The sequence below is a fragment of the Providencia sneebia DSM 19967 genome (genome assembly GCF_000314895.2).
Lineage (GTDB): Bacteria > Pseudomonadota > Gammaproteobacteria > Enterobacterales > Enterobacteriaceae > Providencia > Providencia sneebia.
In genome coordinates, this window is the sequence record NZ_CM001773.1 from 2,481,635 (window position 1) to 2,508,039 (window position 26,405).

The 26,405-nt window shown below is 35.4% G+C and carries 27 protein-coding genes, 1 pseudogene and 1 riboswitch; of the genes and pseudogenes, 14 read left to right on the plus strand and 14 right to left on the minus strand.

Annotation, left to right across the window (positions count from 1 at the left end; translation table 11 throughout):
- Window positions 1-12: 12 nt before the first annotated feature.
- From baeS to fbaB, 5 genes are all read left to right on the plus strand, one after another.
- Window positions 13-1,407 (plus strand): envelope stress sensor histidine kinase BaeS, encoded by a 1,395-nt coding sequence (gene baeS, locus OO7_RS10275; RefSeq protein ID WP_008915888.1) that lies wholly within the window; start codon window positions 13-15, stop codon window positions 1,405-1,407.
- On the plus strand, window positions 1,407-2,102 hold the full coding sequence (gene baeR, locus OO7_RS10280) for an envelope stress response regulator BaeR (protein ID WP_156823172.1): 696 nt from the start codon (window positions 1,407-1,409) through the stop codon (window positions 2,100-2,102). The genes baeS and baeR overlap by 1 nt, the downstream gene beginning before the upstream one ends.
- A 161-nt stretch (window positions 2,103-2,263) precedes the next feature.
- Complete coding sequence (trhP, locus tag OO7_RS10285; protein ID WP_008915890.1) at window positions 2,264-3,643, plus strand: prephenate-dependent tRNA uridine(34) hydroxylase TrhP; 1,380 nt, start codon at window positions 2,264-2,266, stop codon at window positions 3,641-3,643.
- Window positions 3,644-4,192: 549 nt separating this feature from the next.
- Window positions 4,193-5,092, plus strand: coding sequence for a lipid kinase YegS (yegS, locus tag OO7_RS10290; protein WP_008915891.1), 900 nt, complete (start codon window positions 4,193-4,195; stop codon window positions 5,090-5,092).
- A gap of 204 nt (window positions 5,093-5,296) precedes the next feature.
- Window positions 5,297-6,346 carry a class I fructose-bisphosphate aldolase gene (gene fbaB / locus OO7_RS10295; RefSeq protein WP_008915892.1) on the plus strand — a complete coding sequence of 350 codons (1,050 nt, stop codon included), beginning with the start codon at window positions 5,297-5,299 and terminating at the stop codon, window positions 6,344-6,346.
- A 49-nt stretch (window positions 6,347-6,395) separates the two neighbouring features.
- Here fbaB and thiD read toward each other — a convergent pair whose 3' ends face one another.
- Entirely contained in the window at window positions 6,396-7,193 is a 798-nt protein-coding gene (gene thiD, locus OO7_RS10300; protein WP_008915893.1) for a bifunctional hydroxymethylpyrimidine kinase/phosphomethylpyrimidine kinase, read from the minus strand.
- 47 nt (window positions 7,194-7,240) lie between these two features.
- Window positions 7,241-7,367: riboswitch (TPP riboswitch) on the minus strand.
- A 211-nt stretch (window positions 7,368-7,578) separates the two neighbouring features.
- Between thiD and pagP the strand changes: the two genes are divergently transcribed.
- Window positions 7,579-8,157 carry a lipid IV(A) palmitoyltransferase PagP gene (gene pagP, locus OO7_RS10305; RefSeq protein ID WP_008915894.1) on the plus strand — a complete coding sequence of 193 codons (579 nt, stop codon included), beginning with the start codon at window positions 7,579-7,581 and terminating at the stop codon, window positions 8,155-8,157.
- A 146-nt stretch (window positions 8,158-8,303) separates the two neighbouring features.
- Here the strand turns inward: pagP and OO7_RS10310 are convergent, their stop codons facing one another.
- Window positions 8,304-9,695, minus strand: coding sequence for an amino acid permease (locus tag OO7_RS10310; protein WP_008915895.1), 1,392 nt, complete (start codon window positions 9,693-9,695; stop codon window positions 8,304-8,306).
- 923 nt (window positions 9,696-10,618) lie between these two features.
- Here OO7_RS10310 and OO7_RS10315 point away from each other — a divergent pair.
- Together OO7_RS10315 and yidA are read left to right on the plus strand one after the other, a co-directional pair.
- Window positions 10,619-11,002 carry a helix-turn-helix domain-containing protein gene (locus OO7_RS10315; protein WP_008915896.1) on the plus strand — a complete coding sequence of 128 codons (384 nt, stop codon included), beginning with the start codon at window positions 10,619-10,621 and terminating at the stop codon, window positions 11,000-11,002.
- Window positions 11,003-11,377: 375 nt separating this feature from the next.
- Entirely contained in the window at window positions 11,378-12,190 is an 813-nt protein-coding gene (gene yidA / locus OO7_RS10320) for a sugar-phosphatase (protein WP_008915897.1), read from the plus strand.
- A 68-nt stretch (window positions 12,191-12,258) separates the two neighbouring features.
- Here the strand turns inward: yidA and yddG are convergent, their stop codons facing one another.
- Window positions 12,259-13,170: an aromatic amino acid DMT transporter YddG gene (gene yddG / locus OO7_RS10325; protein WP_043892697.1), complete on the minus strand. Its 912-nt coding sequence runs from the start codon at window positions 13,168-13,170 to the stop codon at window positions 12,259-12,261.
- Window positions 13,171-13,367: 197 nt separating this feature from the next.
- The gene (locus tag OO7_RS10330; protein WP_008915899.1) at window positions 13,368-14,837 is read right to left on the minus strand and encodes an alanine/glycine:cation symporter family protein; all 1,470 of its coding nucleotides are present in this window, start codon (window positions 14,835-14,837) and stop codon (window positions 13,368-13,370) included.
- A gap of 700 nt (window positions 14,838-15,537) precedes the next feature.
- On the opposite strand from OO7_RS10330, the gene OO7_RS10335 reads away from it, so the two are divergent.
- Window positions 15,538-15,774, plus strand: a complete 237-nt coding sequence (locus OO7_RS10335) for a DinI-like family protein (protein WP_008915900.1) — start codon at window positions 15,538-15,540, stop codon at window positions 15,772-15,774.
- Between the two features lie 579 nt (window positions 15,775-16,353).
- On the plus strand, window positions 16,354-16,728 hold the full coding sequence (locus tag OO7_RS10340; protein ID WP_008915901.1) for a hypothetical protein: 375 nt from the start codon (window positions 16,354-16,356) through the stop codon (window positions 16,726-16,728).
- A gap of 127 nt (window positions 16,729-16,855) precedes the next feature.
- On the opposite strand, the gene OO7_RS10345 is transcribed toward OO7_RS10340, so the two are convergent.
- A complete protein-coding gene (locus OO7_RS10345) occupies window positions 16,856-17,233 on the minus strand; it encodes a hypothetical protein (protein ID WP_008915902.1) in 378 nt (125 codons plus the stop codon).
- A 517-nt stretch (window positions 17,234-17,750) separates the two neighbouring features.
- Here OO7_RS10345 and OO7_RS10350 point away from each other — a divergent pair.
- Window positions 17,751-17,978 carry a HEAT repeat domain-containing protein gene (locus OO7_RS10350; RefSeq protein ID WP_008915903.1) on the plus strand — a complete coding sequence of 76 codons (228 nt, stop codon included), beginning with the start codon at window positions 17,751-17,753 and terminating at the stop codon, window positions 17,976-17,978.
- Between the two features lie 233 nt (window positions 17,979-18,211).
- Here OO7_RS10350 and OO7_RS10355 read toward each other — a convergent pair whose 3' ends face one another.
- Together OO7_RS10355 and OO7_RS10360 are read right to left on the minus strand one after the other, a co-directional pair.
- Window positions 18,212-18,715: a DUF1543 domain-containing protein gene (locus OO7_RS10355; RefSeq protein ID WP_008915904.1), complete on the minus strand. Its 504-nt coding sequence runs from the start codon at window positions 18,713-18,715 to the stop codon at window positions 18,212-18,214.
- A gap of 231 nt (window positions 18,716-18,946) precedes the next feature.
- Window positions 18,947-19,291, minus strand: coding sequence for a DMT family protein (locus OO7_RS10360; protein WP_008915905.1), 345 nt, complete (start codon window positions 19,289-19,291; stop codon window positions 18,947-18,949).
- Window positions 19,292-19,538: 247 nt separating this feature from the next.
- Between OO7_RS10360 and OO7_RS10365 the strand changes: the two genes are divergently transcribed.
- Window positions 19,539-20,318: a class I SAM-dependent methyltransferase gene (locus tag OO7_RS10365; RefSeq protein ID WP_008915906.1), complete on the plus strand. Its 780-nt coding sequence runs from the start codon at window positions 19,539-19,541 to the stop codon at window positions 20,316-20,318.
- 113 nt (window positions 20,319-20,431) lie between these two features.
- On the opposite strand, the gene OO7_RS10370 is transcribed toward OO7_RS10365, so the two are convergent.
- The 4 genes from OO7_RS10370 to OO7_RS17635 form a co-directional block, all read right to left on the minus strand.
- On the minus strand, window positions 20,432-20,830 hold the full coding sequence (locus OO7_RS10370; protein WP_008915907.1) for a hypothetical protein: 399 nt from the start codon (window positions 20,828-20,830) through the stop codon (window positions 20,432-20,434).
- 151 nt (window positions 20,831-20,981) lie between these two features.
- Window positions 20,982-21,320 (minus strand): GlpM family protein, encoded by a 339-nt coding sequence (locus OO7_RS10375; RefSeq protein WP_008915908.1) that lies wholly within the window; start codon window positions 21,318-21,320, stop codon window positions 20,982-20,984.
- A 336-nt stretch (window positions 21,321-21,656) separates the two neighbouring features.
- Window positions 21,657-22,046 carry a nuclear transport factor 2 family protein gene (locus OO7_RS10380; protein ID WP_008915909.1) on the minus strand — a complete coding sequence of 130 codons (390 nt, stop codon included), beginning with the start codon at window positions 22,044-22,046 and terminating at the stop codon, window positions 21,657-21,659.
- Window positions 22,047-22,125: 79 nt separating this feature from the next.
- On the minus strand, window positions 22,126-22,386 hold the full coding sequence (locus tag OO7_RS17635; protein ID WP_419177248.1) for a DUF6396 domain-containing protein: 261 nt from the start codon (window positions 22,384-22,386) through the stop codon (window positions 22,126-22,128).
- 345 nt (window positions 22,387-22,731) lie between these two features.
- Here OO7_RS17635 and OO7_RS10385 point away from each other — a divergent pair, with 345 nt between their 5' ends.
- On the plus strand, window positions 22,732-23,250 hold the full coding sequence (locus tag OO7_RS10385; protein ID WP_008915910.1) for a ClbS/DfsB family four-helix bundle protein: 519 nt from the start codon (window positions 22,732-22,734) through the stop codon (window positions 23,248-23,250).
- Between the two features lie 431 nt (window positions 23,251-23,681).
- Here the strand turns inward: OO7_RS10385 and tssD are convergent, their stop codons facing one another.
- On the minus strand, window positions 23,682-23,873 hold the full coding sequence (gene tssD, locus OO7_RS10395) for a type VI secretion system tube protein TssD (protein WP_008915912.1): 192 nt from the start codon (window positions 23,871-23,873) through the stop codon (window positions 23,682-23,684).
- 180 nt (window positions 23,874-24,053) lie between these two features.
- On the minus strand, window positions 24,054-24,152 hold the full coding sequence (locus tag OO7_RS17165; protein WP_236620642.1) for an antitermination protein: 99 nt from the start codon (window positions 24,150-24,152) through the stop codon (window positions 24,054-24,056).
- Between the two features lie 6 nt (window positions 24,153-24,158).
- Here OO7_RS17165 and OO7_RS17170 point away from each other — a divergent pair.
- Window positions 24,159-24,446: pseudogene (locus OO7_RS17170) on the plus strand (tyrosine-type recombinase/integrase); the annotation flags it as partial.
- A 106-nt stretch (window positions 24,447-24,552) separates the two neighbouring features.
- Here the strand turns inward: OO7_RS17170 and icd are convergent.
- Window positions 24,553-25,806, minus strand: coding sequence for an NADP-dependent isocitrate dehydrogenase (gene icd, locus OO7_RS10405; RefSeq protein WP_008915914.1), 1,254 nt, complete (start codon window positions 25,804-25,806; stop codon window positions 24,553-24,555).
- Window positions 25,807-26,405 lie beyond the last annotated feature (599 nt).

Consider the following 26,405-nt stretch of genomic DNA (forward strand, 5'->3'; position numbering starts at 1 on the left):
GGTGATCACAATATGAAACTCAAATTCAGCAGTGTCAGTACTCGACTATTCTTGGCCATTTTTGCAACCTGCCWTTTATTGGTTGTCATTATGCACCAAGGTGTTCGAATGAGCTTCCAGCATGGTTTTCTTGATTATATCAAGGAAAATGATCAACAACGTGCTGAACTCATTGCCGAGGCACTTGCTGATCAATACAGTGATACAGGAAGTTGGCAATTTTTGATTAATGATGAACGTGCCTTTTTCAATATTTTACGTAGCATTGATCACCACCAGCGCTCTTTGCCACCATCAAAGCCGAAAACATGGCGTTCCTATTTTTGGGTGCTTGATAGCCAAAAGAAAATTCTTTTCGGACGCAATATTAAAATTCCTAATAATGTGATCCGCCAACCCGTTATCACCCTAGATGGCAAAACAGTAGGTTGGGTTATCGCCAGCTATGGCGACCTCATTAGCAATGAAATTGATCGGCGGTTTGATGAACAGCAAATGTACACCAGCTGGTTTATTGCAGGCTTGTCACTCTTTGTGGCTTTAATTGCCACCGCTTTTCTTGCGCGAGGTTTTTTACGTCCAATCAAACGATTATTAGAAGGCACGAATCAATTAGCAAGAGGTGATTTTTCAACCCGTGTACCTGAAGTTGGTCGAGATGAGTTAGGTCAATTAGCTAAAGATTTTAACCATTTAGCGTCAACCTTAGAAAAAAATGAACAAATGCGCCGAGATTATATGGCGGATATTTCTCATGAACTTCGCACACCTTTATCTGTATTACAAGGTGAGCTTGAAGCTGTACAAGATGGTGTACGCAAAGCAACGCCCGAAACAATTAATTCCCTGCTTGCTGAAACACACACATTAATCAAATTAGTGAATGACTTACATCAACTCTCACTTTCTGATCGCGGTTCTTTAGCTTATCGCAAGCAACATACGGATATTATCCCATTGATTATGATGGCAATTGAGCAATCACGTTGGCGACTAGAAGAAAAACAACTTACTGTTGAGTTTGATTCACTTAAACAACAAATCGTGAATATCGATCCAGACCGTATCTTGCAGCTTTTTTATAATTTAATGGAAAATAGCCTGCGTTATACCGACCCGCATGGCAAAATTATTATTCGTGCAGTGATTGAAAATAACCAACTCGCCATTTATTGGGAAGATAGCGCTCCGGGCTTAACTGTTCAGCAATGTAGCCATTTATTTGAACGCTTCTATCGTGCTGAAGGTTCACGCAATAGAGCAAGTGGGGGTTCTGGTTTAGGTCTTGCCATTTGCTATAATATTGTTGAAGCGCATAATGGTTCAATACAAGCATCCCCTTCTCCGCTTGGAGGTGTGTGCATTGCTATCCATTTACCGATAAAACAACAGGAAAATGAGCTGTGATAGAGCAAAACTTACCTCGTGCTCAAGTATTGATTGTTGAAGATGAACCTAAATTAGGTCAGTTACTTTATGACTACCTTGAAGCCGCAGGATATCAACCATCTTTGCTACAACGCGGTGATGGGGTTATTGAACATGTCAAACAGAACCAGCCTGATATCATGCTGCTCGACCTAATGTTACCGGGCATGGATGGCTTGACGATTTGTCGAGAACTGCGCAAATTTTGTGAAATCCCCATTATTATGGTGACAGCAAAAACCGAGGAAATAGATCGACTGCTTGGGTTAGAAATTGGTGCTGATGACTATATTTGTAAGCCATTTAGCCCACGCGAAGTTGTCGCTCGAGTAAAAACGATTTTACGGCGTTGTCAGCATAGTTCATTGCCAAATAATAAACAAAAAAATCAATTAATGATTGATGAAAATGCGTTTCAAGTACGCTATGGCGAACAATTACTTGAACTGACCCCTGTAGAATTTCGTTTGCTAAAATTCATGTCAGATAATCCCGGAACAGTATTTTCTCGTGATCAACTTCTAGACATTCTCTATGATGACCACCGCATTGTGACCGATAGAACGATTGATAGCCATGTGAAAAATTTACGCCGCAAATTAGAATTACTGGATAGCGAAAAAACCTTCATTCGCTCTATTTATGGATTAGGCTATCGTTGGGATGAAGTTTAAGCCTTCTTATCAAGGTTTTCTCAAGGTTTTCTTTCCTAGATATACTTACTTATTGTAGGGAATACTTGGATCTTCATCTAAACCACGTTAAAATTGCGCTCCTTTAAAAATACTTATCCTATTTGGATAAGTACTGACTTGACATCAGATTGAGAACACTCATGTTTACACCAGAATTATTATCCCCTGCCGGTTCTTTAAAGAACATGCGCTATGCTTTTGCTTACGGTGCAGATGCTGTATATGCTGGACAGCCTCGCTATAGTTTGCGAGTCCGTAACAACGAATTCAATCATGAAAACCTTGCAAAAGGTATTCAAGAAGCTCACGAACTTGGTAAAAAGTTTTATGTCGTAGTGAATATTGCACCTCACAATGCGAAGTTAAAAACATTTATTCGTGACTTAACACCGGTGATTGAAATGGGGCCTGATGCCCTGATCATGTCAGATCCCGGTCTTATCATGATGGTTCGTGAAGCTTTTCCTGAGATGGATATTCATTTATCTGTTCAAGCTAACGCAGTTAACTGGGCTTCGGTAAAATTCTGGAAACAAATGGGTTTAACGCGCGTTATTTTGTCGCGTGAGTTATCTCTTGATGAAATTGCCGAAATTCGCAAACAAGTTCCAGAAATAGAACTCGAAGTTTTTGTTCACGGCGCACTTTGCATGGCGTACTCAGGCCGCTGCCTACTTTCTGGATACATTAATAAACGCGATCCAAACCAAGGCACTTGCACTAATGCTTGTCGTTGGGAATATAAAGTTGAAGAAGGCAAGGAAGATGATGTTGGCAACATTGTTCATGTGCATGAACCCATTCCTGTGAATGATATTACGCCTACGCTGGGTGCTGGCGCACCAACAGATAAAGTCTTTATGATAGAAGAAGCAAAACGTCCTGGCGAATATATGACCGCTTTTGAAGACGAACATGGCACTTATATCATGAACTCAAAAGATCTCCGTGCTATTGAACATGTTGAAAAATTGACACAAATGGGTGTTCATTCTCTCAAAATCGAAGGTCGAACTAAGTCATTCTATTATTGTGCTCGCACAGCGCAGGTTTATCGCCGCGCAATTGATGATGCCGTAGCAGGAAAACCATTTGATCCTACTTTGCTTTCAACATTAGAAGGCTTAGCACACCGCGGCTATACTGAAGGCTTCTTGCGCCGTCATACTCACGATGCTTATCAGACTTATGAATATGGTTATTCTGTTTCTGATACACAACAGTTTGTTGGCGAATTTACCGGCAAACGCCTTAATGGACTTGCAGAAGTTGATGTTAAAAATAAATTTAGTGTCGGTGATAGCTTAGAACTAATGACACCAACAGGTAATATTATTTTCACACTGGATAAATTGTGTAACCGCAAAGGTGAAGCTATTGATGTAGCACCGGGTAATGGCCATATCGTGTACCTTCCTGTTCCTGATGACATTGATATCAATTTTGGTTTATTGATCAGAAACCTGCCAGGTACAACAACGCGTTCTCCACACCAAGTAGAAGCACAAACTACCCCTTAAAATAGTCAATTACGCGCAAGTGCTTGTAATGCTGGAAATTTTCATTAACAATTTGAATTTCCAGCATTTTTTATTTCTTTCTCAGAATATACTTTCTTTATAACTTTATTTATTACCTCATAATTAGTTATCAAAAAAAGCCCTTCACCCTTTAATAACGTTGAATATTCATTTTTATGCAATAGATCACAACAATTAGCTATTCAATACCGTATAGTCACTCACGAAAATGAAGAACTAGAAAGTCATATATTAAGACTAGGAACCACCTCCTTGGCTGGCTCAATCTCCCTTGAGCTAGCCATTTCTTTTTACACCCTATGTAATCTTTCCTTACCAAAAAGGAAAAAATGAAGCTATTTTATCCAATCATTAATAAAAAATGGCTCATTTTTAGACTTTTATCATCATTTTGATTATCAAATAAACGCAGATTTGATTTATACTCAAAAAGACACTCTAGAATCAATTTAGGCTAAATAACCACCTTATATCTTGTATTGAATAGCTCATCACTGACGCCTTTTCTTATCATAAGGATCTGCATTAATGACAAAACAACATTCCGCTTTACTCATCCTCAATGGAAAACACTCTGCGAACCCTGAATTAAGAAAAGCAATTCAATATCTGCGTGCTGATGGGCACACCATTTTAGTCCGCATTCCTTGGGAACAGGATGATACATACCAGTTTATTGAAGAAGCGATTTCTCAGAATGTGGAAACAATTATTGCTGGTGGTGGTGATGGCACAATCAACGCCGTCTCAAGCGCACTAATGCTTTTCCCTGAAGATAAACGTCCAACGATAGGCATATTGCCACTTGGCACTGCCAATGATTTTGCAACCAGCGCTAACATTCCCAAAAATATCATCTCAGCATTTGAATTGGCGGTAAAAGGCCAATCTAAAGCAATCGATATTGTCAAAGTTAATCAAAATGCCTATTTCTTAAATATGGCGACTGGCGGTTTTGGTACTCGTATCACAACTGAAACTCCCGATGCACTAAAATCGACCCTCGGTGGAGCTGCCTATGTACTTAATGGGCTATTACGCCCAGATACATTAAAAACAGATAACTGCAAAGTTGAAATGGATAATTTTAGTTGGGAAGGTGAAACTCTGGTTATTGCGGTAGGAAATGGTAAACAAGCTGGCGGAGGCCAACAATTGACACCAAATGCTTTAATCAACGACGGAAAATTCAATTTATTAGTTGTCCCTGCGCGTGATGTTATACCTGCTTTATTGACCAATTTATTTAGTTATGAAAAAAATGCCCACTTAATCGAAAAAGAAACCACTAAAGTCACTATCTCTTCTCCTCATAAAATGACATTCAATTTAGATGGTGAACCTCTTACTGATGAAAGATTCACCTTTGAAATACTACCTGAAGCGATCCACTGCCGATTACCGCCTCAATGTAGCTTGTTATCTTAAATTATGTGAGTAGGATCTAATAGCAAGAGGGTTTCATTTACGTTAAGACAACAGTGCCACATTAAGAAAATAGTTTTTCCTCGCATTGCTTTTTGTGGGTACTGCTGTTTATTGATGTTACCCTAAAGTTCGTTAATGCTGTATTGAAAGCTGCTCGAAAATCAACAGTTTCAATTCCATAACCTTTGTTCAATAGAGGATATTATGACTGATATTGCCAAGTTGTTAGGTTCCGAAGCTTCAACCCTTTTAGATCACCGTTGCCAAACTATTCCTCGTGAAAATCTCTACCTACCCGGCTCTGATTTCGTCGACCGCGTCATGATTGATAATGATCGCCCAAATACAGTTCTGCGCTCAATGCAAACCTTATTCAATCATGGCCGTTTAGCAGGAACGGGATATTTATCTATCCTACCTGTTGACCAAGGTGTTGAGCACTCAGCGGGGGCTTCATTTGCCGCCAACCCACTCTACTTTGATCCAAAGAACATTGTTGAGCTGGCTATAGAAGCTGGCTGTAACTGTGTAGCTTCAACATATGGCGTATTAGCATCCGTTTCACGTCGTTATGCGCATAAAATCCCATTTTTGGTTAAATTGAATCATAACGAAACACTTAGCTATCCAACCCAATATGATCAAACCTTATATGCCAGTGTTGAACAAGCGTTTGAAATGGGAGCTGTTGCGGTTGGTGCGACTATTTACTTCGGTTCAATTGAATCACGTCGTCAAATTGAAGAAATCTCCGCCGCTTTTGAGCGCGCGCATGAATTAGGTATGGTGACTGTTTTATGGGCCTACCTACGCAACCCAGCATTTAAAAAAGACGGTGTTGATTATCATGCTAGTGCTGACTTAACGGGTCAAGCAAACCATCTAGCGGCAACTATTGGTGCAGATATTGTCAAACAGAAATTAGCTGAAAATAATGGCGGGTATACCGCCATTGGCTTTGGTCATACTGATGAGCGCGTCTACAGCAAATTGACAACCGAAAACCCAATTGATTTAGTTCGCTATCAATTAGCTAACTGCTATATGGGCCGTGCTGGATTAATTAACTCTGGTGGCGCATCTGGGCAAAATGATTTAAGTGACTCTATTCGTACAGCGGTAATCAATAAACGTGCTGGCGGTATGGGGTTAATTTTAGGCCGTAAAGCCTTCAAAAAATCCATGTCTGAAGGTGTCGCTTTAATTAATGCAGTACAAGATGTATACCTGAGTAAAGACGTCACAATTGCTTAATTTTTATTATTATGGAGCCCATTTAATTGGGCTCTAATCTTTCTTAGTTTTACCACCAAGCATGAAAATGGTGTACTGGACCAATTCCTTTCCCGACGTCTAAATTATCCGCATTTTCTAAAGCAATTTGTAAATAATGTTTTGCCTCAGAAACCGTTTCCTGCCAACTGTTCATCCTCGGCCTTAAAGCTGCAAGTGCTGCTGATAACGTACACCCAGTTCCATGTGTATGCCGCGTATTGACTCTTGGTGAGCTAAAACGCCACGCTCCTTCAACTGTCATCAACCAATCAGGGCTTTCTATATCACTCAAATGCCCGCCTTTCATTAACACGGCCTGACACCCCATTTGTAGCAACTTCTGTCCTTGTTCAAGCATTTGCGTTTCATTTTGTGCAATCTCGCAACTAAGTAATACTGCCGCTTCAGGTAAATTAGGCGTGATAAGAGATACGACAGGTAATAATTGGCGTCGCATTGTCTCAACAGCGTCAGGTAGTAATAGCGGATCGCCACTTTTAGCAACCATTACAGTATCTAAAACAACATGAGGAATAGCGTACTGCTTGATTGCCTGAGCAACAACATCTATGACCTTTTGGTTAAATAGCATGCCTATTTTTGCACTATCAATCCGAACATCACTCAAAACAGAGTCCAACTGCGCAGCAACAAAAGATTCAGGTAATTCATGAACAGATTGCACGCCCTGAGTATTCTGAGCAACTAACGCAGTTATCACACTTGTGCCGTAAGCTTTGAGTGCAGAAAATGTTTTTAAATCAGCTTGGATCCCTGCGCCCCCAGAAGGGTCAGTGCCTGCAATTGTTAACGCATTGATATTCACAGATGTCACTCCTTTGCGAGGTAGGAGCGGTCATAGAGGAAGAGTAATTGAGACGCTTCCGACTTCCCTACGCTGGCATTATCCAGATCAGGTAATACGGGTGCTTCTCAGTCTGTACCGCTATAATCCAAATAAATGGAGTTAAGTCAATAATAGACGCCCCGAGCCAAAAATACTTTCTAAGTATCTCATTTTTCTAAATAACAAACTAGATAGAATTTGTAGGTAAATTTGATTATCAGAATAAAAAATTAAGGTTGTTATCTTATGCCTAGGTAAACTAGAATAATTAGCAACATAATCGTTATATGAGCAAATTTATGCTCACCATAAATAAATATACGAATATTATTCAATATGAGCATTAACCTGAATCGGATTTACAATGATAGTTAACAAAGCATTGCAGCAAATTATTGGTGGTAGCATTTTAATGACCGCCTCTGTTTGTTTCGCTTCATCCACGACTTCTACTGAGCAACAACCTGTCGGCTTGTGGGATAAATTCACTCAAAATGTCTCCGAAACTTGGGATTCCGATCAGTACGATATTTATTTACCTGTCTTAACTTGGCATAACCGTTTTACTTATGATAGAGAAAAAACCAATAGCTACAATGAAACACCTTGGGGTTTTGGTGTAGGTAAATATCGCTATGATGAAGATAATGATTGGCATGCTTTATATGCAATGGCATTTATGGATTCGCACAATAAAGTTGAGCCTATTGCGGGGTATGCATTCCAAAAAATGTGGGTACCAGGTGAATTAGATGGCTTTAGAATGGGCGCGGGTTTCACATTAAGTGTGACAGCTCGAGATGACTACGCTTATATCCCAATTCCGTTGCCGCTTCCTTTAGTTTCTATGGAATATAATAAGCTTTCGCTTCAAGCTACCTATATTCCAGGCACATACAACAATGGTAATGTTCTTTTTGCTTGGTTGCGCTGGCAATGGTAAAACGTGCATTATTCAATCTATAAATGAATTAAAAATCGGCAGTTAATAACCCATTTATTTAAGTTATTTATCGTATTGTTGATTTCATTTCATATAAAAATGGCCGGTGATATGCCGGCCATTTTTTATTTTAAATTAAATAATAATTAATTTTTATTATCATTAATCATTGCTGCTTTTTTAGCATCTTGCTGCTTTTTAGTACCCGAGAATTGATATCCAATCCACAATACACCAATCCATAATGGCATAATCAATACAGAAACTCTTAAGCCATCCATCATCAATATAATAATCAAAATTAATGATAGGAAAGCAAGGCACAGATAATTACCGAATGGGTACCAAATACTTTTAAATTTAGTTTCAATACCTTCTTTATTCATTTGCGCTCTAAACTTTAAGTTAGAGATACAAATCATAATCCAGTTAATAACAAGAGTAGTAACCACAAGTGACATTAAAAAGACAAATGCTTCACCTTCCATCACAAAGTTAATGATAATGCCGACGGATGTCACAATACCTGACACAATTAATGCCATCACTGGCACACCGCCACGGTTTACTTTAGCTAGAAATTCAGGCGCATTATTTTGTTGAGCTAAACCAAATAGCATCCGGCTAGTACAGTAAGCTCCGCTGTTGTAAACAGAAAGTGCTGCAATCAACATCACCACATTGAGGGCATTAGCAACAAGGACATCGCCTAAGTTATGAAAAATAATAAAAAATGGACTTGCATCATCTTTAAGGTCAATCCATGGATAGAGCAAAAGCAAAATAGTGATAGAACCGATATAGAAAATAAGAATACGATATACAACTTGGTTAATTGCTTTAGGAATGCTTTTCTCAGGATCTTCAGCTTCGGCAGCAGTAATTCCCACTAACTCTAAGCCACCAAAAGAAAACATAATGATGGCCAATGCCATGACTAATCCTAGAAAATCATTCGCAAAGAAGCCGCCATATTTCCACAGATTTGCAACACCGGCAGTCTCACCACCACGGCCAGTAAAGAGTAAATAACAACCAAATAAAATCATTGCGACAATGGCGACAACTTTAATCAATGCAAACCAAAATTCCGTTTCACCATAAGAACGAACATTAATTAAGTTAATAGCATTAACAGCAATAAAGAAAACAGCAGCAGAGACCCAAATAGGTAAATCAGGCCACCAATCTTGCATATATTTTCCAGCGGCGGTCAGTTCCGTCATGCCTACGAGAATAAACATGAACCAATAATTCCAACCCGATAAGAAACCGGCAAAACCACCCCAATATTTATAAGCAAAGTGACTAAACGAACCTGCAACAGGTTCTTGTACAATCATTTCGCCTAACTGACGCATAATCAAGAAGGCGATAAATCCACATAATGCATATCCCAAAAGTACAGAAGGACCCGCCATCTTAATTGTTGGAGCAATCCCTAAAAATAGACCCGTTCCTACTGCACCACCTAAAGCAATCAACTGGATATGTCTATTTTTCAATCCCCGCTTTAGCACCTGCTGCTCTTGCGCCATAAATTTACCCTTATCATCCTATTATTACTTGTTCGTTATCATCCAAAATTAAGATAATCACGCAAGTTTATTTGAATTTTATTGTTAACACTACCTAAAGCCAAAAAACAGCTTCTTTGCATTAATTACTGACAGATGTCTTTTATGACACACATTACAATTTCAGCGCTTTTATTCAGCTAATCAGATCAGCTATATTTCTCTGTTTTTTGCTGGCGTTATCGTAATAATTCCACTTTATATTGCAAATAACTTATGTTATTTCGACCATATCTAATGGCGTCAAAACAATGCTGTAATAAAGATGCAAAGGATGCTTAGTATGGCTTATTAAAAGACAAATTCAAAATAGTAATCCACTGGCGACTCAACATATTTGCAAGATAAATGCGACTCTTGAAAATACACATTCCTATCCTCATTTATAGAGTACAAATTTTGTTCTATTTCTTGTTGCAAAACGAAATTTCGTAAAGACAATAAAATAATTAATTTATAAGCAATCGTCTTTTTATGCTGACTTATCAACCTAATTATGAAAAATAGTATTTAAATGGTCATTTTTTCATCGAGTTATACACAATATCGCACAAGCAGCCTTTGTCATGATGAAATGAAGTTGTGTATACTTCTGCTATCTTTATCGTGTCTATCTATCCTTAATACTTATTTTTGAAACACTTTACGGTATTTTGGTTTTAAGACCGCTATGCTGATAACGTATGCATAAGTTTGAACACTAAGATTTATCATTCCATTGCATAACGATATCAGCATTATGGGTTCGGCTAAAAAGTGGTTGATGCATAAGATTGGGTTGAATGAATAAATTTATCATGACTCAGACCTTATGCAGATAAAACACTTCTATCTCGAACAAAATCCACTCTAAAAAGGTCGTTAGACCTTAATAGTTAATTGAGATGCCACAAGATAATCATTTAGCACTTGTTTATGCGTTGAGTAAGTGGATTGAAGAACATTTAGGCCGAGTTATTCATTTGGAAGAACTTGCAGCCTATTCGGGTTATTCACTTTGGCATATGCAAAAAATCTTTAAAGAAGTAACGGGAATTTCTTTAGGGAAATATATTCGCCAACGCCGACTGGCAGGTGCCGTTCATCTATTAAGAAATAGTAATCAATCTATATTTGATATTGCGTTGGACTTTGGATTCGGATCGCAATCACACTTTACTTATATGTTCCGTAAGGAGTATGGTATTACTCCGTTCGATTTTAGGCAGAATCAGCATATTGATCTGGAAGTAAAACAGCCGTTACACTTAACTCACGACTACGAGTGATGATGCTTTAATTGTATTGATATTCCTAACATTGTGTAATAAAACATCATCACTTAGCACATTCCAGTTTTTTCAATATCTTTTGTTATTAATTAAATATGCAGAACGACTCTACTCAGCGGCTTAGCCGCTAGAGTTTTTATATTTATCATTTTTGGATATAAATAAGCTTACAGATAACTAAAACACAAAAAAATTAATGTAATTTCATTACATTCAAATAATGTGTTGTTTATTTAAAAACATTTAATAACAGTTAGTTAACTAGAAAAAATAGATTTTTTACTGTCAACTTCTCTTTTTTAGCTAATTTACATTTGTGGTAAATAGCGTAATGTTGATTAATAAAAATTACATATTCTCTCGGAGGCATTGATGTCTATAAAACTGGTAGCGATTGATTTAGATGGTACTTTGCTTAACGCCCAGCACCAAATCACGCCAGCGGTCAAAGAAGCCATTATTCAAGCAAAAAACAGAGGTGTTCAAATCGTTCTTGCTTCAGGACGCCCATTTTCAGGTATAGCCCCCTATCTTGCTGAATTAGGTCTCGATAACGCGACTGATTACTGTATCAGTAATAATGGTGGTGTTATCCATCAAGCTAATGATGGTTCCCATTTAATCGAAAACCTCTTAGATTTTGCAGACTACCAATATTTCGAATCACTCTCGAGAGAAGTTGGCGTTCACATGCATGTACTTGCACAAAATACCATGTTTACCTCAAATCGACATATCAGTGGTTATACCGTTCATGAAGCTTATTTAACGAATACCCCACTCGTCTATTGCCCTACCAATGAAATGGACCCCGATTTAAAATTTACTAAATTTATGATGATTGACTGCCCTGATAAATTAAGTACGGGGATAAGCTACATTCCTGAAGAGACATTTAAAAAATATACGTTGATGCGCACTAGCCCCTATTTTCTGGAAATTTCAAGTGAGACTGCGAGTAAAGGGGCTTCATTACAACTCATTTGTGAAAAATTAGGCATTACACCAGATAAAGTCATGAGCATTGGCGATCAAAATAATGATATCAAAATGCTGGAATATGCAAAATTCCCTGTAGCAATGGGGAATGCAATTGATAATGTACGTAATATAGCCAAATTTGTTACCACCACGAATAATGAAGATGGTGTTGCCGTCGCCATAAATAAATTTATTAATATATAACCAACATGTTGGCAGTGTTATGCACTGCCAAAAATATTACACGATTTGCCTTTATTAGCCTGTTTATTTTAAATGGCTACTTTTTTTGCTTTCATATAACGTTGCGTAGCAAAGAAACAAATAATTGATCCCATTGTTACCATTACAACGCCTTGCCAGAACCCTAGAGTTAATGCTGTGCTTAATAATATTGAAGAGAAAGCCGTCGAAATAACAGGCGTGAAATAGGATAAAGTGCCTAATAAAGCAACATTCCCTCTTATCACAGCTAACGTCCATAACGCATTTGCCCCACCGGTGGCAATTGCGGCGATCAATAACAATATGATGCTATGTGATGAAATAATGAATGATTGAGATGGTTCAAATAAAAACAATATCCATAGCCCAATGGCAGTTAAAATAAAAAATAGCACCATGCCATTATTTCCATTAGAAATACGTTTGGTCACATTACTATAAAAAGACCAAAGGATTGCCCCAATGAATGCCAGAAAATAGCTAAGTGGATTAGTTTTTATATTATCAACGATGGCACCCACTGAAATAGGCTGGTCACCAGAAATAACCCATAATAATCCAGCAAACGCTAAAACTAGCCCAACGCCTAATAATACAGTGAATTTCTGACGATTAAAGAAAACCGCTAAGGCAATAGTAAAACTCGGCCATAAATAGTTCACCATTCCTAACTCAATAGCTTGTTGCCGATTACTTGCCAGTCCTAATGCCAGCACAAAACAGATCTCATAACTTACAAATAAAAAGGTGCCCCAGAATAAGTAACGTTTAGGATAAGCCATTATTTTTGGCAAACCCATTATGACGACCAAAATCAGAGAACCGATAGTATAGATTAATGCAGCGCCACCAACAGGTCCGAAATATTCACTCACACTGCGAATAAGCCCAACCATGGTACTCCACAATAAAATTGAGATAATACCGTACAGCGTTGCTGTATGCTGCTTAAGTTTCATAGATAGCCAACTCAATAGATTATATTTTATATATTGAGAAAAACCTTAAAGCTCAATTGATTAGAAATCAAGCATTATTACTTTTTAGTGATAATTATAAAGAATTAGCAACAATATAAGCAATTCCCCAATGATTAAGGCCGTTAGTAAACCAAATGTACTAACGGCCAGAATTTATGCAAATACGGCTATATTACTTAAACAGTTTGTTGAGTCGGCTTTCCATTAACCCACTCTTCAACACTTTTCTTATCCCAGATCCCCTCTTCAACCTGTAATTTAAGCTCAAGGTGATCATCTATATTAAAAGTCGGCGTTTTACCGGCTTTTCTTTGCATGTTATAATCTTTAGCTAATTTGAAGGCTATTTTCGATAACAAAAGAATCGCAATTAGATTTATTATCGCCATTAACCCCATTGATAAATCAGCAAGCTTCCAAATAAAAGGCATCTCAGCCAAACTACCAAACATGACCATTCCTAATGCGGCTAAACGTAAGAGTAATAATCCTGCTGTGTGGTTATTTTCAAGAAACACTAAATTACTTTCAGCATAGGAATAATTGGCAATTATCGAAGTGAAGGCAAAGAAGAAAATCGCGATAGCAATAAATGTTGCGCCCCAACTCCCCACAGCTGATGACAATGCTAATTGAGTCAATTCAATACCATTAATTTTTTCTACTGGGTTATCTAATACACCTGATGAAAGAATGATAATTGCGGTCGCGCTACAAATAACTATCGTATCCATAAATACCCCCATCATTTGAACATAGCCCTGAGAAGCAGGATGTGGTGGATATGGTGTTGCTGATGCAGCAGCATTAGGTGCTGAGCCCATGCCAGCTTCATTTGAGAATAAACCCCGTTGAATGCCTTGTGTCATGGCTTGAGCTACACCATAACCAATAGCCCCGCCCGCCGCTTCTTGTAAACCAAACGCATTGCGGATAATTAACATAAAGACTTCAGGTAATCGTTCAATATGATGTCCAACAACCCAAAAAGCTAATAATAAATAAGCTATTGCCATAACAGGAACAATTAACTCAGCGACTTTTGCAATTGATTTTAATCCGCCAAAAATCACAATGCCGCTCATTATGACTAAAACAATGCCGACATAAAGAGGGTTAAAATCAAATGCTACAGCGGTTGCTTCTGCAATCGAGTTTGCTTGTACAGCATTAAATACCAGCCCAAAAGCAATAATTAAAAAGATAGAGAATAAAACGCCCATCCAACGCAAGTTAAGCCCTTTCTGCATATAATAAGCAGGACCACCGCGATAATTCCCTTGATCATCTTTCGTTTTATAAAGCTGTGCAAGCGTGGACTCAATAAAGGAAGTTGCCATCCCCAGAAATGCGACAACCCACATCCAAAATATCGCACCAGGGCCACCCGCTGTTAATGCAATTGCAACGCCAGTTAAATTCCCCGTTCCGACTCTAGCTGCCAAGCTAGTACATAATGCTTGGAATGAAGAAATACCTTCATTACTTGTTTGATTACTATTTCGCAGTACACCAAACATATGCCCAAAGTGGCGGAACTGTATAAATCCTGTAAACAAGGTAAAGAAAATACCAGCACCAAGCAATAAATAAATAAGAAGTGATCCCCACACAATATTGTTCAATGAATTAATAAATTCTATCAAATTGTTCCCCTTATTTTATAATATAAAAATGATGTATATAAATTCGTTGATGACAACCCCATGTTGTTCAGTATGCAACCACATATTAATGTTAGGTACATCAAGTAACATATCTCGCTAATATGAAAGAATGTTATTTAGACAATGTAACGCAATCTCATTTGTGTAATTTAAGCTCTCTAAATCTTATTCACAAACTAAGCGAGCCAATGAAATTATATTTTTTTATCTTTTATGTAAAACAATTTTTTGAAAAAATTTCAATGACTAAATCAGCCTAGTAATTAAAACCATTAATTCATATTGAATAGAATCACAACATAATTGATTAAATATCAATACGTTAAATTAACAACATTGTGTTTAATATAAAGAAGTTGATGATTGTAAATAACAACTTTTACTTTTTACGACTTATATTTAAAAGAGCAAAAAACAAGCAAAAATATGTTCGCCATTACTTAATTTATTTTACGGAATGATATAAGAATAACCTATAATACATTTAGCTTAATTTATTATTCTCAATAATACTTTTGCTTAATAAAGTCGCTATTTTAACATTTATAAAAACTTACTTAATCATTAGATTAATTTTTTAAGGTAAATCAACAAAAAAAGTCGTAAAATGACCATTGATAATATTTAACCATCACAATAAACTTTACGGCTAAATGGCCATTTTTCTGAAGGATTAAACATGAAAATCACGATTACAATTTCTGATGGTACCGTCCCTGCAAAAAGCTACGATGCCTTTACTGATGAGTTAAGAGCTAGAGTGTTAGAAGTTTATCCCGGAAGTGACTTATATATTATACATGATAGTGGCGCGACAACATTTGAAACGTCAGGTTTTCATAATGATAAAGAAGTACACATCGTTCTACATGAATTAGTTGAAGATGTTTTACACCATGGACACTGGTCAAACTAATTACTCAAATTATTTGTATTAATAGACAGCCTATTTTGAGGCACGATTAAACAAATAGTTTAAGGCTAGTATTCTTTATTATTAGGAGCTATTGATTTTCATTGAAAATGTCTATTATCAGTATACCTTTTCAACTAATAAAATAGCTCCTAACTAACATTATTAACGCAAATACCTTCCCCAGCGACCTACTTTTGCTTTATAGATAAAAAATAAAACTCATCACCATAGGTTATCTTACCCAAGCAAATGAAAAACAAGTCATCAACATAACTCACTCTATAAATTAACAAACTATCCTATATTTTTGTTTTATATAAATGAGAAATATCATTAATGTAAATTTCAGTATTTAACTAATAAAACGCTTTATTTTTTACCGTTATGTGATAAATTATATAACGTAATTTTCATTACATTGCTTTTGCTAATTTATGGCAGCCAGTATATTACTGGCTCTTTTTTGTTTCAAAATGCGAAATTTTGTCCTAACCTTCCTTTTCAGTTTATTCTGCTGTAGTCTTAATTCATTCCCCGATAAGATTAAATTTCATTCAGTATAAAACTAGAGGTACTTTCATGAAACGTCTTTTACTTGCTATATGCTTCGCGCCAGTTATCGCAATGGCAGCTAATGAACCACTAAATATTAGCCAAACTGCTAATGATTTTTGTGACGTTACAGGTAAGACTCTAAACGAAGCCTATAGCTCTGATAAGAGTAACAATGAATTAGTGGCTAACACATTAAGCCAACTAAAAAACAAAAATGTCGATTTGGTAAAACTTGAAACCAATGAAGCTGATCTGCAAAAAAACTTAACCTCCGCGATAAAAACAATTCGCGATAGCAAAGATAAATTTAAAAACCAAGATGAATTTACCCAATCTCTCAATGATTCTGTTGCAGCATGTAAAATTCAGACTGAGTTACTTTTGAACAAATCAAAATAGCAGCCATTCAAAAAAAGTACCCAGTTTAATGCTGGGTACTAAGATAGTTATAAAATGTGTGGTAGATAAATAGTATTCCTCAATTCAAACGCTGACTAGACTCATTTTTATTACGCACTTAAGAAAATTAGGCTGATTCCTTTTTGCATATCTCTACTATTGATGCTTGAATTTCTGGCGTATCACTTAATAATAGCTGGTTGTGCCCCGATAGTTTTCCATCCCGAATATCAATGCTTGCGACAAATGGCAGCATATTGCCGCTCTCACCTACTTGATAATTTCCACAAACACGAACCGCTTCCCCTTCTTTATATTGATTCCGTTGCACAAGTCGAACATCAGCAAATTCAATTTTTTGCGCCGAGGCAAGTTTCTGCTCAACAAACTGTTGAGCAGCTTTCTGAATATCAGAATCATGTATGCTTATAGCATATTGATATGAAAACCCTGCAACTATCAGTAAAAATATAATAAGAAGCTTAGTCTTTACACGTTTCAACATGGAATCCTTTTGCTATGCGTTTACTAAAGATGATTATAATGGCATTTGACATAATAGAATGAACAAAATGAGTTAAAGTGTTACTGAATATACCTTTAAGATGAATATAAAGGAAATAATATAATTAATAATTGTTAATTCAAATTATCTTATCAAAAAACAGTCAACATACTTAGTCATCGATAAATACCACTGACATAATCAACATGCAGTCAATAATTTAAGCATTTGATATTATTCCTCAACCTAATCTAAACAAGACTGTATTATTAACATTCAATTTCACATAATAATAATTAATTATTTTAGATAAAAGAGGATTTACTAAAATAAAATCAAATAAAAAAATAAACTTATATTAAATTATAATTATATTAAAAGTTAAATATCCGTTTACTCATTTAAAATTACGCATTTTCACTAATAAAAAACACCATTTCATTCACAATAAAAATATTTTCACTTTAAAACATAACGTTTATAATAAAAAAACACTCCATATTAAATAGCTACAGGTATGAAAAAAACTATCGTTGAAAATTTAGTCAAACTCACTTATGGTTCTAATAATGATGTAAAGATCGCAGCAATAAATGCATTAGGTGATTATAAATGCTCTATAGAACAACAGGATGCAATTGAAAGATTACTTGTGTTATGTAATGACTATAATAGAGAAATTGCAGTAGCATCAATATATTCACTAAGCAAACTTGCTAAATTCTTTTATGGAGACTTAACATAATACAAACATATTACATTAATGAAATAAACCATTATCATATCCATAAATAAAATCATATCTAATATACGTATAAAATAACCTCAAAAAGATAGGTTAAATAACAAAATATAAAAATAAGCAAATAAATACATTCACACCAATTAGAAAATAAAATTGAACAAGTTGGTAAATAAAATATACTTACCAACTTGTTTTCATAAATGAATAAAAAATATTTATATAAAATAGAGTAATTAAATTCCTATTGGTTGATATCCTTGCCATTCTGGTTTGAATCGCTCACCATTTTTGTCTTCGATTAAATGAATATAATATTCACCAACTTGTTCAAGAAGCAAACAATCATCAACATCTTTAAGATTATCTTTATGTTGCTGCTGGCTTGTCACCAATAGCGTATTTATCGCCTTTTGTTTTGCTTCATTTGTAGATTTTGCTACAAATAAGTCAAACTCGTGTAATTCAGCTAACGTGGTAGATTGATAACCACCAACATTAACAAAGAATAATCGGTTTTTATCTAAAGATGGCTTATGGCTTAATTCAACCCTAAAACCATCTACCCATTTAATACTGGCGTACCCATCAATATGAATTTTATCCTTATCTCCAAACCAGGCATCACGTAATGCAGGCCAAGCATCCTCAGGTTTTTTAGCGACTACAAATTGAACATCATGAACTTCAATATTAGACTTACCCGCATTTCCACCCACATAAAACATGTAAAGATTCATTTTATTATTCCAGTTTATTTATCAATCGATATATAAATTAGTATATAACCATGCAAATCTAAAGTTAAAAAATGTGTTTATATATAAACGCAGTTTTCTGCTAGATATTCTAAAATATCAATACGATAATCCCATGAATAAATAGATTATTTCATTGTAATACGTGAGCATTAAACAGTAATTATTCTGCTGCATTTCACTCATTATACGATTCAAATTAACTAAACTTATTTAGAATGGACCTTTAAAAATTAAAAAAGCCCCAGCAAAAATTAAAATAAATCCAATCACATGATTAACTGTAATGCTCTCACCAAGATAGAGAACAGAAAAGATAACAAAGACACATAGTGTTATCACTTCTTGCATCGTTTTTAGTTCAGCCGCACTATAATATTGATGGCCTAAACGATTAGCAGGGACGGCAAAACAATATTCTACAAATGCAATTAGCCAGCTAAAAAAGATCACACTATAAAGTGGTTTATCTGCAAATTTAAGATGACCATACCAAGCAAACATCATAAATACATTAGAGATGATCAATAATAGTATTGGGTAAAATTTAACAAGCATGTTTTCAATACACTAGAAATAGAAAACAGCATTATGCAACCAAAAAGCATAAATTTCATCAACTCATAATTCATTATTATTCACTGTTCCCCACTTATTACTTAAATATCAATATGTTTTATTAAGCTATTACTTTAATAAATTACCTACCAGAACCCTAAATTATGTACTAATTAGTACACAATTGTTTTCATTTACACTATTTAGAGTTATAGTGACTAAAATAGAGCAAGTAGGAGATAAATTTATGGCTGATTTTTTAACGGCAAATCAACAAGCATGGGATAAACAAGCGCAACAGCAACAGCCCTGGTCAGTTCCTGTTGATTCAGAAACAATCAAACAAGCTAAAAATGGAAATTGGCAAATTCATTTAACACCAACGGCATTACCTAAAGATTGGCTAGGTGAAATAAAAGGGAAACAAATTTTATGTCTAGCTTCAGCAGGCGGTCAACAAGCACCTATACTTGCAGCAGCAGGTGCTGATGTGGTTGTTTTTGATCTTTCTGAGAAACAATTAGAGCAAGATAAAAAAGTTGCCATTAGAGATAATCTGCACCTAAAAACAATCCAAGGTGATATGAGAAATTTACAAATATTCTCAGATTGCACCTTTGATATTATTTTTCACCCTATTTCTAATTTATATGTCCCTGATGTCAATCCTATTTGGCAAGAGTGTCATCGAGTTTTAAAAGATCATGGTCGTCTATTATCTAGTTTTTATAATCCGATTGTTTTTATTGGCGAACGTTCACCTGAATTTAATGAACAACAAATCATTAAGCCCAAATATACAATGCCATTCTCAGAAATAGAAAATTTAACTGAGGAACAAATTGCAACTAAACAACAAAACCAAGAAGCTTTTGTTTTTGGGCATTCTCTAACAGATTTAATTGGTGGTCAGATACGCGCAGGCTTTAATATTGCAGGATTTCTTGAAGATTGGCAGCCAAACCCGCGTTTTGTTATTGATAATTACTTACCCACTTTCTTGTCAACATTAGCAATAAAAAGTTAAAACTTAGAAGGTAGGTTTACTTTATCTATAGAATTAACTAGTGAGTTGAATAATCTATAGACAAAAAGCGTATTTGAATATAGCCTTCATATTAACCTACCCACTATTTTATATCACTTATTCTCACAATTCCTTGACCATACAGAATTGAACTCTTCCGGTAGCAAAATATCACCAATATCTTCAACAAACGGAATTGAAACAACAGTTTTACCCATTTTATTAATGTGAGTTCGAACAATAAAACGTTTAAAACCATAAGGAAGCTCATCTTTAAACTCAAAAACTTCCCCACAAAAATAACCTATTTCCTCACCATCAGCATTTCTATTTAGGATATGATAGCTCATGTTTCGATACTGTGCGGTACCTGGGTAAGCTAAATAATCTTCTACAGAACTTTCAACTTTATTCTTAGTGTCCATTTCAGAAGATGTTGTTATATCTGTCATAATACCTGCAATATAAGCACTAATAGCAACAAGTAATAACACTAAGATTCTTAATAGCATACAACCCTTATCCGTATATTTCATTGAGAATAGAAAATTTATTATAATTATCTGGTGACAAAATACGACTAAAAATATCTAATCCTACACATGAGAGGAGAATAGAGAATAATATAAAGTTTTTATATTTATCAAATAGATATGAATTATTTTATTGAGATAATTGCCAAAAATAAATTAATATTGCTGCTGCAATAACCCAATTTACAGTTGCCAAGCTCAAACATAACCAAGTAGAAACTTTTGTCGCAAGAATATAAACCGTCAACAAATATAACATATAAGGGATTAATGACCATAATCCAAATAGTGCGGTTTTACGCAGCGCTAAAGCGCCTTGTTCTTGCACAACAATGACATGAGCTATCAATGCAAAAGTCGGAAATAAAGGTACAAGACCTGCAATATAGAAGATTTTGCTCTTTGAGAGCAAAGCAATCACTAAAACGGCCAGTGCCCCCAGCAAACACTTAAAAAATAACGACAGCATAATGTCTCTACATTGTTCTATAATTTATGTTTAGTCTTATTATACCCATAAAAAACATTCACCAACAAAGCGAATGACTAAATCAGCCCCATTTAGCTTTGTATCATATATTATTTTTTATCAAACACGCGGAATTAATATCTTTAATATCACACCACCTACCAATTGTTATTTTTATATATTATTATTTTTCAGCATTAAACTAAGATTTTGCGAGCAACATATCACATAAAAAAATCTAATGATTTATTAAACTGGCTATTTTTATATCTACTAATGAATATGATAAAATAGCCAGAAATCTAATTGGAAGGATAAGATTATTATCAATATAATTTAAGTTCTAGATCCTAAATCACTATCCTTTTGCTCTCCTAAAACCATGCGCGTTAATTCTTCACAACGAATGATCTTCCCATTACATAAAGTAAAACACGCAAATACCTCAAACTCACTCACATCACCATTTTTCTTTTTAGCATGTGCTATATGTTGGGTATGAACACAATTCTTGCCTTCAGCAATAGATTTAAACGTTACTGTTAATGTATCAACAACATCCTTTAAGGCATTTAAATGTGCAACAAATTCTGCATAATTGATTTCCTTCCCATCTACAATTTGAATGTAATCTGGAGAAAAATATTGCTCAATAACGTCAATACTACCAATATTTTCACCTAAAACTTGAGATAATGCTTCTTGAACAAATGTAATATTACTCATCCTGTACGAACCTTTTATAATTACATAATTTTAAAATAAAATATGGTTAAATATTTTTAGCTTTGGCCTAAACCTATTTTCATAGGGGTAATCCTGTATCTGCATTTAAATTTTTATCTTTAGCTAATTGTATCATGATATCTTCAGATGGCTTTTCAACTTCTGTAATTGATTTTTTTATTTTTGGTAAATTCTCTGAAAATTTAGGTAACTCAGCAGGTAGTAACGGGATAATTTTATTTACGTCAGGAATAATGAAATTACAATATTCATTACCAGTTAAAAAATAACGATATTTTTCATGGTGTTTACTTATTTCGTGATCTTTTGTAATCCCAATCTATTTTTTATTTTATTCTGAGAAATATAATGATGACCGGGGCAAGGATTTGGTAAAAGTTGTTGTTTAAGACCTGAAAATTGAGCTAAGTTTTGATAACTTTTTGATAACCGTTTCAAAATTGACAATCATAAACACCCGCATAGCGAGACCTTAGATTGGTTTAATGCAACTAGGTATAGAATGTCCATTATTTGGAGATAACAAACCAATTCCGGACAAAATGCAATAATGACTGTATATAAACGGGTCTTCCCCTGTTGTGGTGGGTGGTACATAATTGATTAATTTTCAAACACCACCAATGTCTTTATGGTGTCTCTTTTTACTTGAGAGGGAATTCTTATGAGTGTGCCGCAAACAAAAGCTGAATTGCTTTTAGCTATTGATAAAAATTTTAGTAAATTAATTAGTTACCTCAACGCAATCCCACCAGAAATTACTTCAGATAAATCAATAGATGGACACGCCAAAGGAACGAAGATGAGTGTTCGTGACCTCGTTTCATATCTGCTTGGATGGAATGTCCTTGTTGTAAAGTGGATCACTTCTGATGCTAAAGGTCTGCCTGTCGATTTTCCGGAAACTGGCTATAAATGGAATCAGCTTGGTCTTCTTGCTCAAAAATTTTACTCAGATTACAGTGAGTTAAGTTATGAATTGTTAGTGACTGAACTTCAGACTGTAAAAAATAAGCTTGTGATGCTTATTGATGATCGTACCGATGATATTTTGTATGGAAGACCATGGTACACAAAATGGACGATGGGGAGAATGATCTCATTTAACACATCTTCGCCTTACGCCAACGCTAATGGAAGATTAAGAAAGTGGGCAAAAAATAATAATATCAGTTTAAAGTAAGCATCTGAGTGAAATTATATGGACGGAAAATCTCTCTATGCCCATATCCTTAACCTGACTGCTCCATGGCAGGTTAAATCCCTAGCGTCAATTTTTCATTGATTTTAGATAATGCAAATACCTAATATAACAATATGCCATTTTTACGGTTTGTCGTCCTTCGTAAGTGGTCAATGAAAGCCCCAAGAGAACGCTTCCCACCCCGATTGCTATTAACACATTGGCATTTCCCCCCCAAGCAATAGATAGCGCCAAAACAATTATAAATATCGTGAAATAAAACAAACAAGTCTTAAAACTTGTTCTTACATATCGAAAAACAATATCACTATAAGATTGACCCGCAATTTTACAGTCATTCTGTAAAGTGCGGATCTGCCTTCTGGTATACCCACTGAAAAATAAAATTCTATTAAGTATTTTGTGGTCCATTAATAAATTCGCTCTTCCCATATACTATAAGCACTTGTTCCCGCAGCAAGATGTTCCCATGTTATTGACTCATATTTAAAAGACACGCTTTCTTGAGGCTGATAATCATTATGAGTACAAGAATTGGGATAAAAGCACGTTAAATTAACAATGCCAGCCTTTGTTAATTTGACTTTATAGTAAGGCTCCATTTTCCATCAATCGCCGTTCTAAAAAATAAGACCTTTACCGCTACACGCCGAATACTGATAAACAGACCTCGCTGAACGGGCATAATCTTCAAATACCATTTTGGCCAGAATAATTAAACAGTAACCCAGTTTCTTACCCGCTGCTTTGCGAACTAATTTAGGCGCTACTTTAAGCGAATATTAAGTCAAAGCCTCCACGGTAGAAAATTTGTCTTCTTCGCTAATACCATTTTTAGCCAGAAAGGCGGCCATGCTAAACTTAGCTTGTGATTCGGTCATCCCCACAGCCCTTATATACTTCATTACCACCATACAACATCTCAAGCAAAAAGAGGTGGACAAGTTTCATCTAATGCAATTACTAGCCTATTTCAAAAAATTAGAGATCAAACAAATCTGAAATGGGAGGATGGAACACCGCCTAGTTTTCACGAACAAAGATCTCTTTCTGAAAGGTTATATAGAGAACAAGGCGTCGATACAAAAATTTTATTGGGACATAAGAGCCAAGCGATGACTGATAAATACCATGATGATCGCGGAAAACATTGGCAAGTTTTAGCTATAAAATAGCGTTTATTTTTCAGCCCGTTTTGCAGGAGTTTTGCAGAAGAATTTTTCAACGGAAAACAAAACGGGAGTTTTTAGGCTCCCGTTATTAATCACACTAAGTAATAAATTACATGTGTTTGATAATGGCGTCTGCGAATTCGCTACATTTCAGTAGCTTAGCACCGTCTAATTGACGTTCGAAGTCATAAGTGACGGTCTTAGCTTCGATTGCGCCTTCCATGCCTTTAATGATTAGGTCAGCCGCTTCAGTCCAGCCCATATGGCGTAACATCATTTCAGCCGAAAGAATAATTGAACCTGGGTTCACTTTATCCTGACCAGCATATTTAGGCGCTGTACCATGTGTAGCTTCAAATAATGCACATTCAGAACCAATATTAGCGCCTGGAGCAATACCGATACCACCAACTTGTGCAGCAAGTGCATCAGAAATGTAGTCACCATTTAGGTTCATACAGGCAATAACATCATATTCAGCTGGGCGTAGCAGAATTTGCTGTAAGAATGCGTCGGCAATGACATCTTTAATGATAATATCTTTGCCTGTTTTTGGATTTTTAATTTTAACCCAAGGGCCGCCATCTAATAGCTCGCCGCCGAATTCTTCTAAAGCAAGTTCATAGCCCCAATCTTTGAAAGCACCTTCAGTAAACTTCATAATGTTGCCTTTATGAACTAGAGTTACTGAATCACGATCGTTATCTATTGCATATTCAATAGCTGCGCGAACTAAGCGTTTTGTCCCTTCCTCCGAGCATGGTTTCACACCAATGCCGCAATCTTTAGAAAAACGAATTTTTGTTACACCCATTTCATCTTCTAAAAATTTGATAACTTTATCTGCTTCTGGGCTGCCCGCTTTCCATTCGATACCCGCATAAATATCTTCTGCGTTTTCACGGAAAATAACCATATCAGTCAGTTCTGGCTGTTTAACTGGGCTTGGTGTGCCTTTGTAATAACGAACTGGACGTAAACAAATATAGAGGTCAAGTTGTTGACGTAATGCAACGTTCAGAGAACGAATACCGCCACCAACAGGTGTAGTGAGAGGACCTTTGATTGAAACACGATAATCACGAATTAAGTCAAGAGTTTCTTCTGGAAGCCAAACATCTTTACCATAAACTTGAGTAGATTTTTCGCCTGTATAAATTTCCATCCAAGAAATTTTACGCTCACCGTGATAGGCTTTTTCTACCGCTGCATCAACAACTTTCAGCATTGCAGGTGTTACATCAACACCAATACCGTCACCTTCAATGAAGGGAATAATCGGATTGTTTGGAACTTTAAGTTTACCTTTAGCATCTATTGTAATTTTAGCGCCTTCTGCCGGAACGACTACTTTGCTTTCCATTAAACTCTCCTTTCACTTGCGCATTTGCTTGTTAATTTTTTGTAAGAGACCTGTCAATACTACTTGAATCTTTCTCGAACGCCAACGGTTAGTCATTGAAGCTTTTATGCGGATCGCATTTAACGTACTTTCCCAAACTAATCACTTATCTATCTATAAGTATAATCCATGTAAAAATCAATACGTTGTTAACATTTTATTAAATTCGTTGATAACAGTCGTCATTCAATAGGTCTAGAGGTAAATAAATCATTATTAGAAAGATCCTTGTTTCGTAGTCTATCTGAAAATATAATCAGAAAAGTCTGTCTTGCTCACATAAATTAATTAAATCATTATTTTATACATATAAAATGCTAATAAATGATGCATTTACAATAAATAAAATAGGCTTAAATTGAATTTAATGTTTTTAAAGAATTTAATTATTAATTTATTGTGATGAAAATAAAACTTCAATTATTTGAATATTAAAACATGCTCAAATATATATTCCACTAAATAAATAATTTTATATTTAGCTACAAATAAAAATAAAGAAAATATCTGAATTTTTGATACGAATAATCGAACAGCCATTATGTTTAGATATTTTTGGG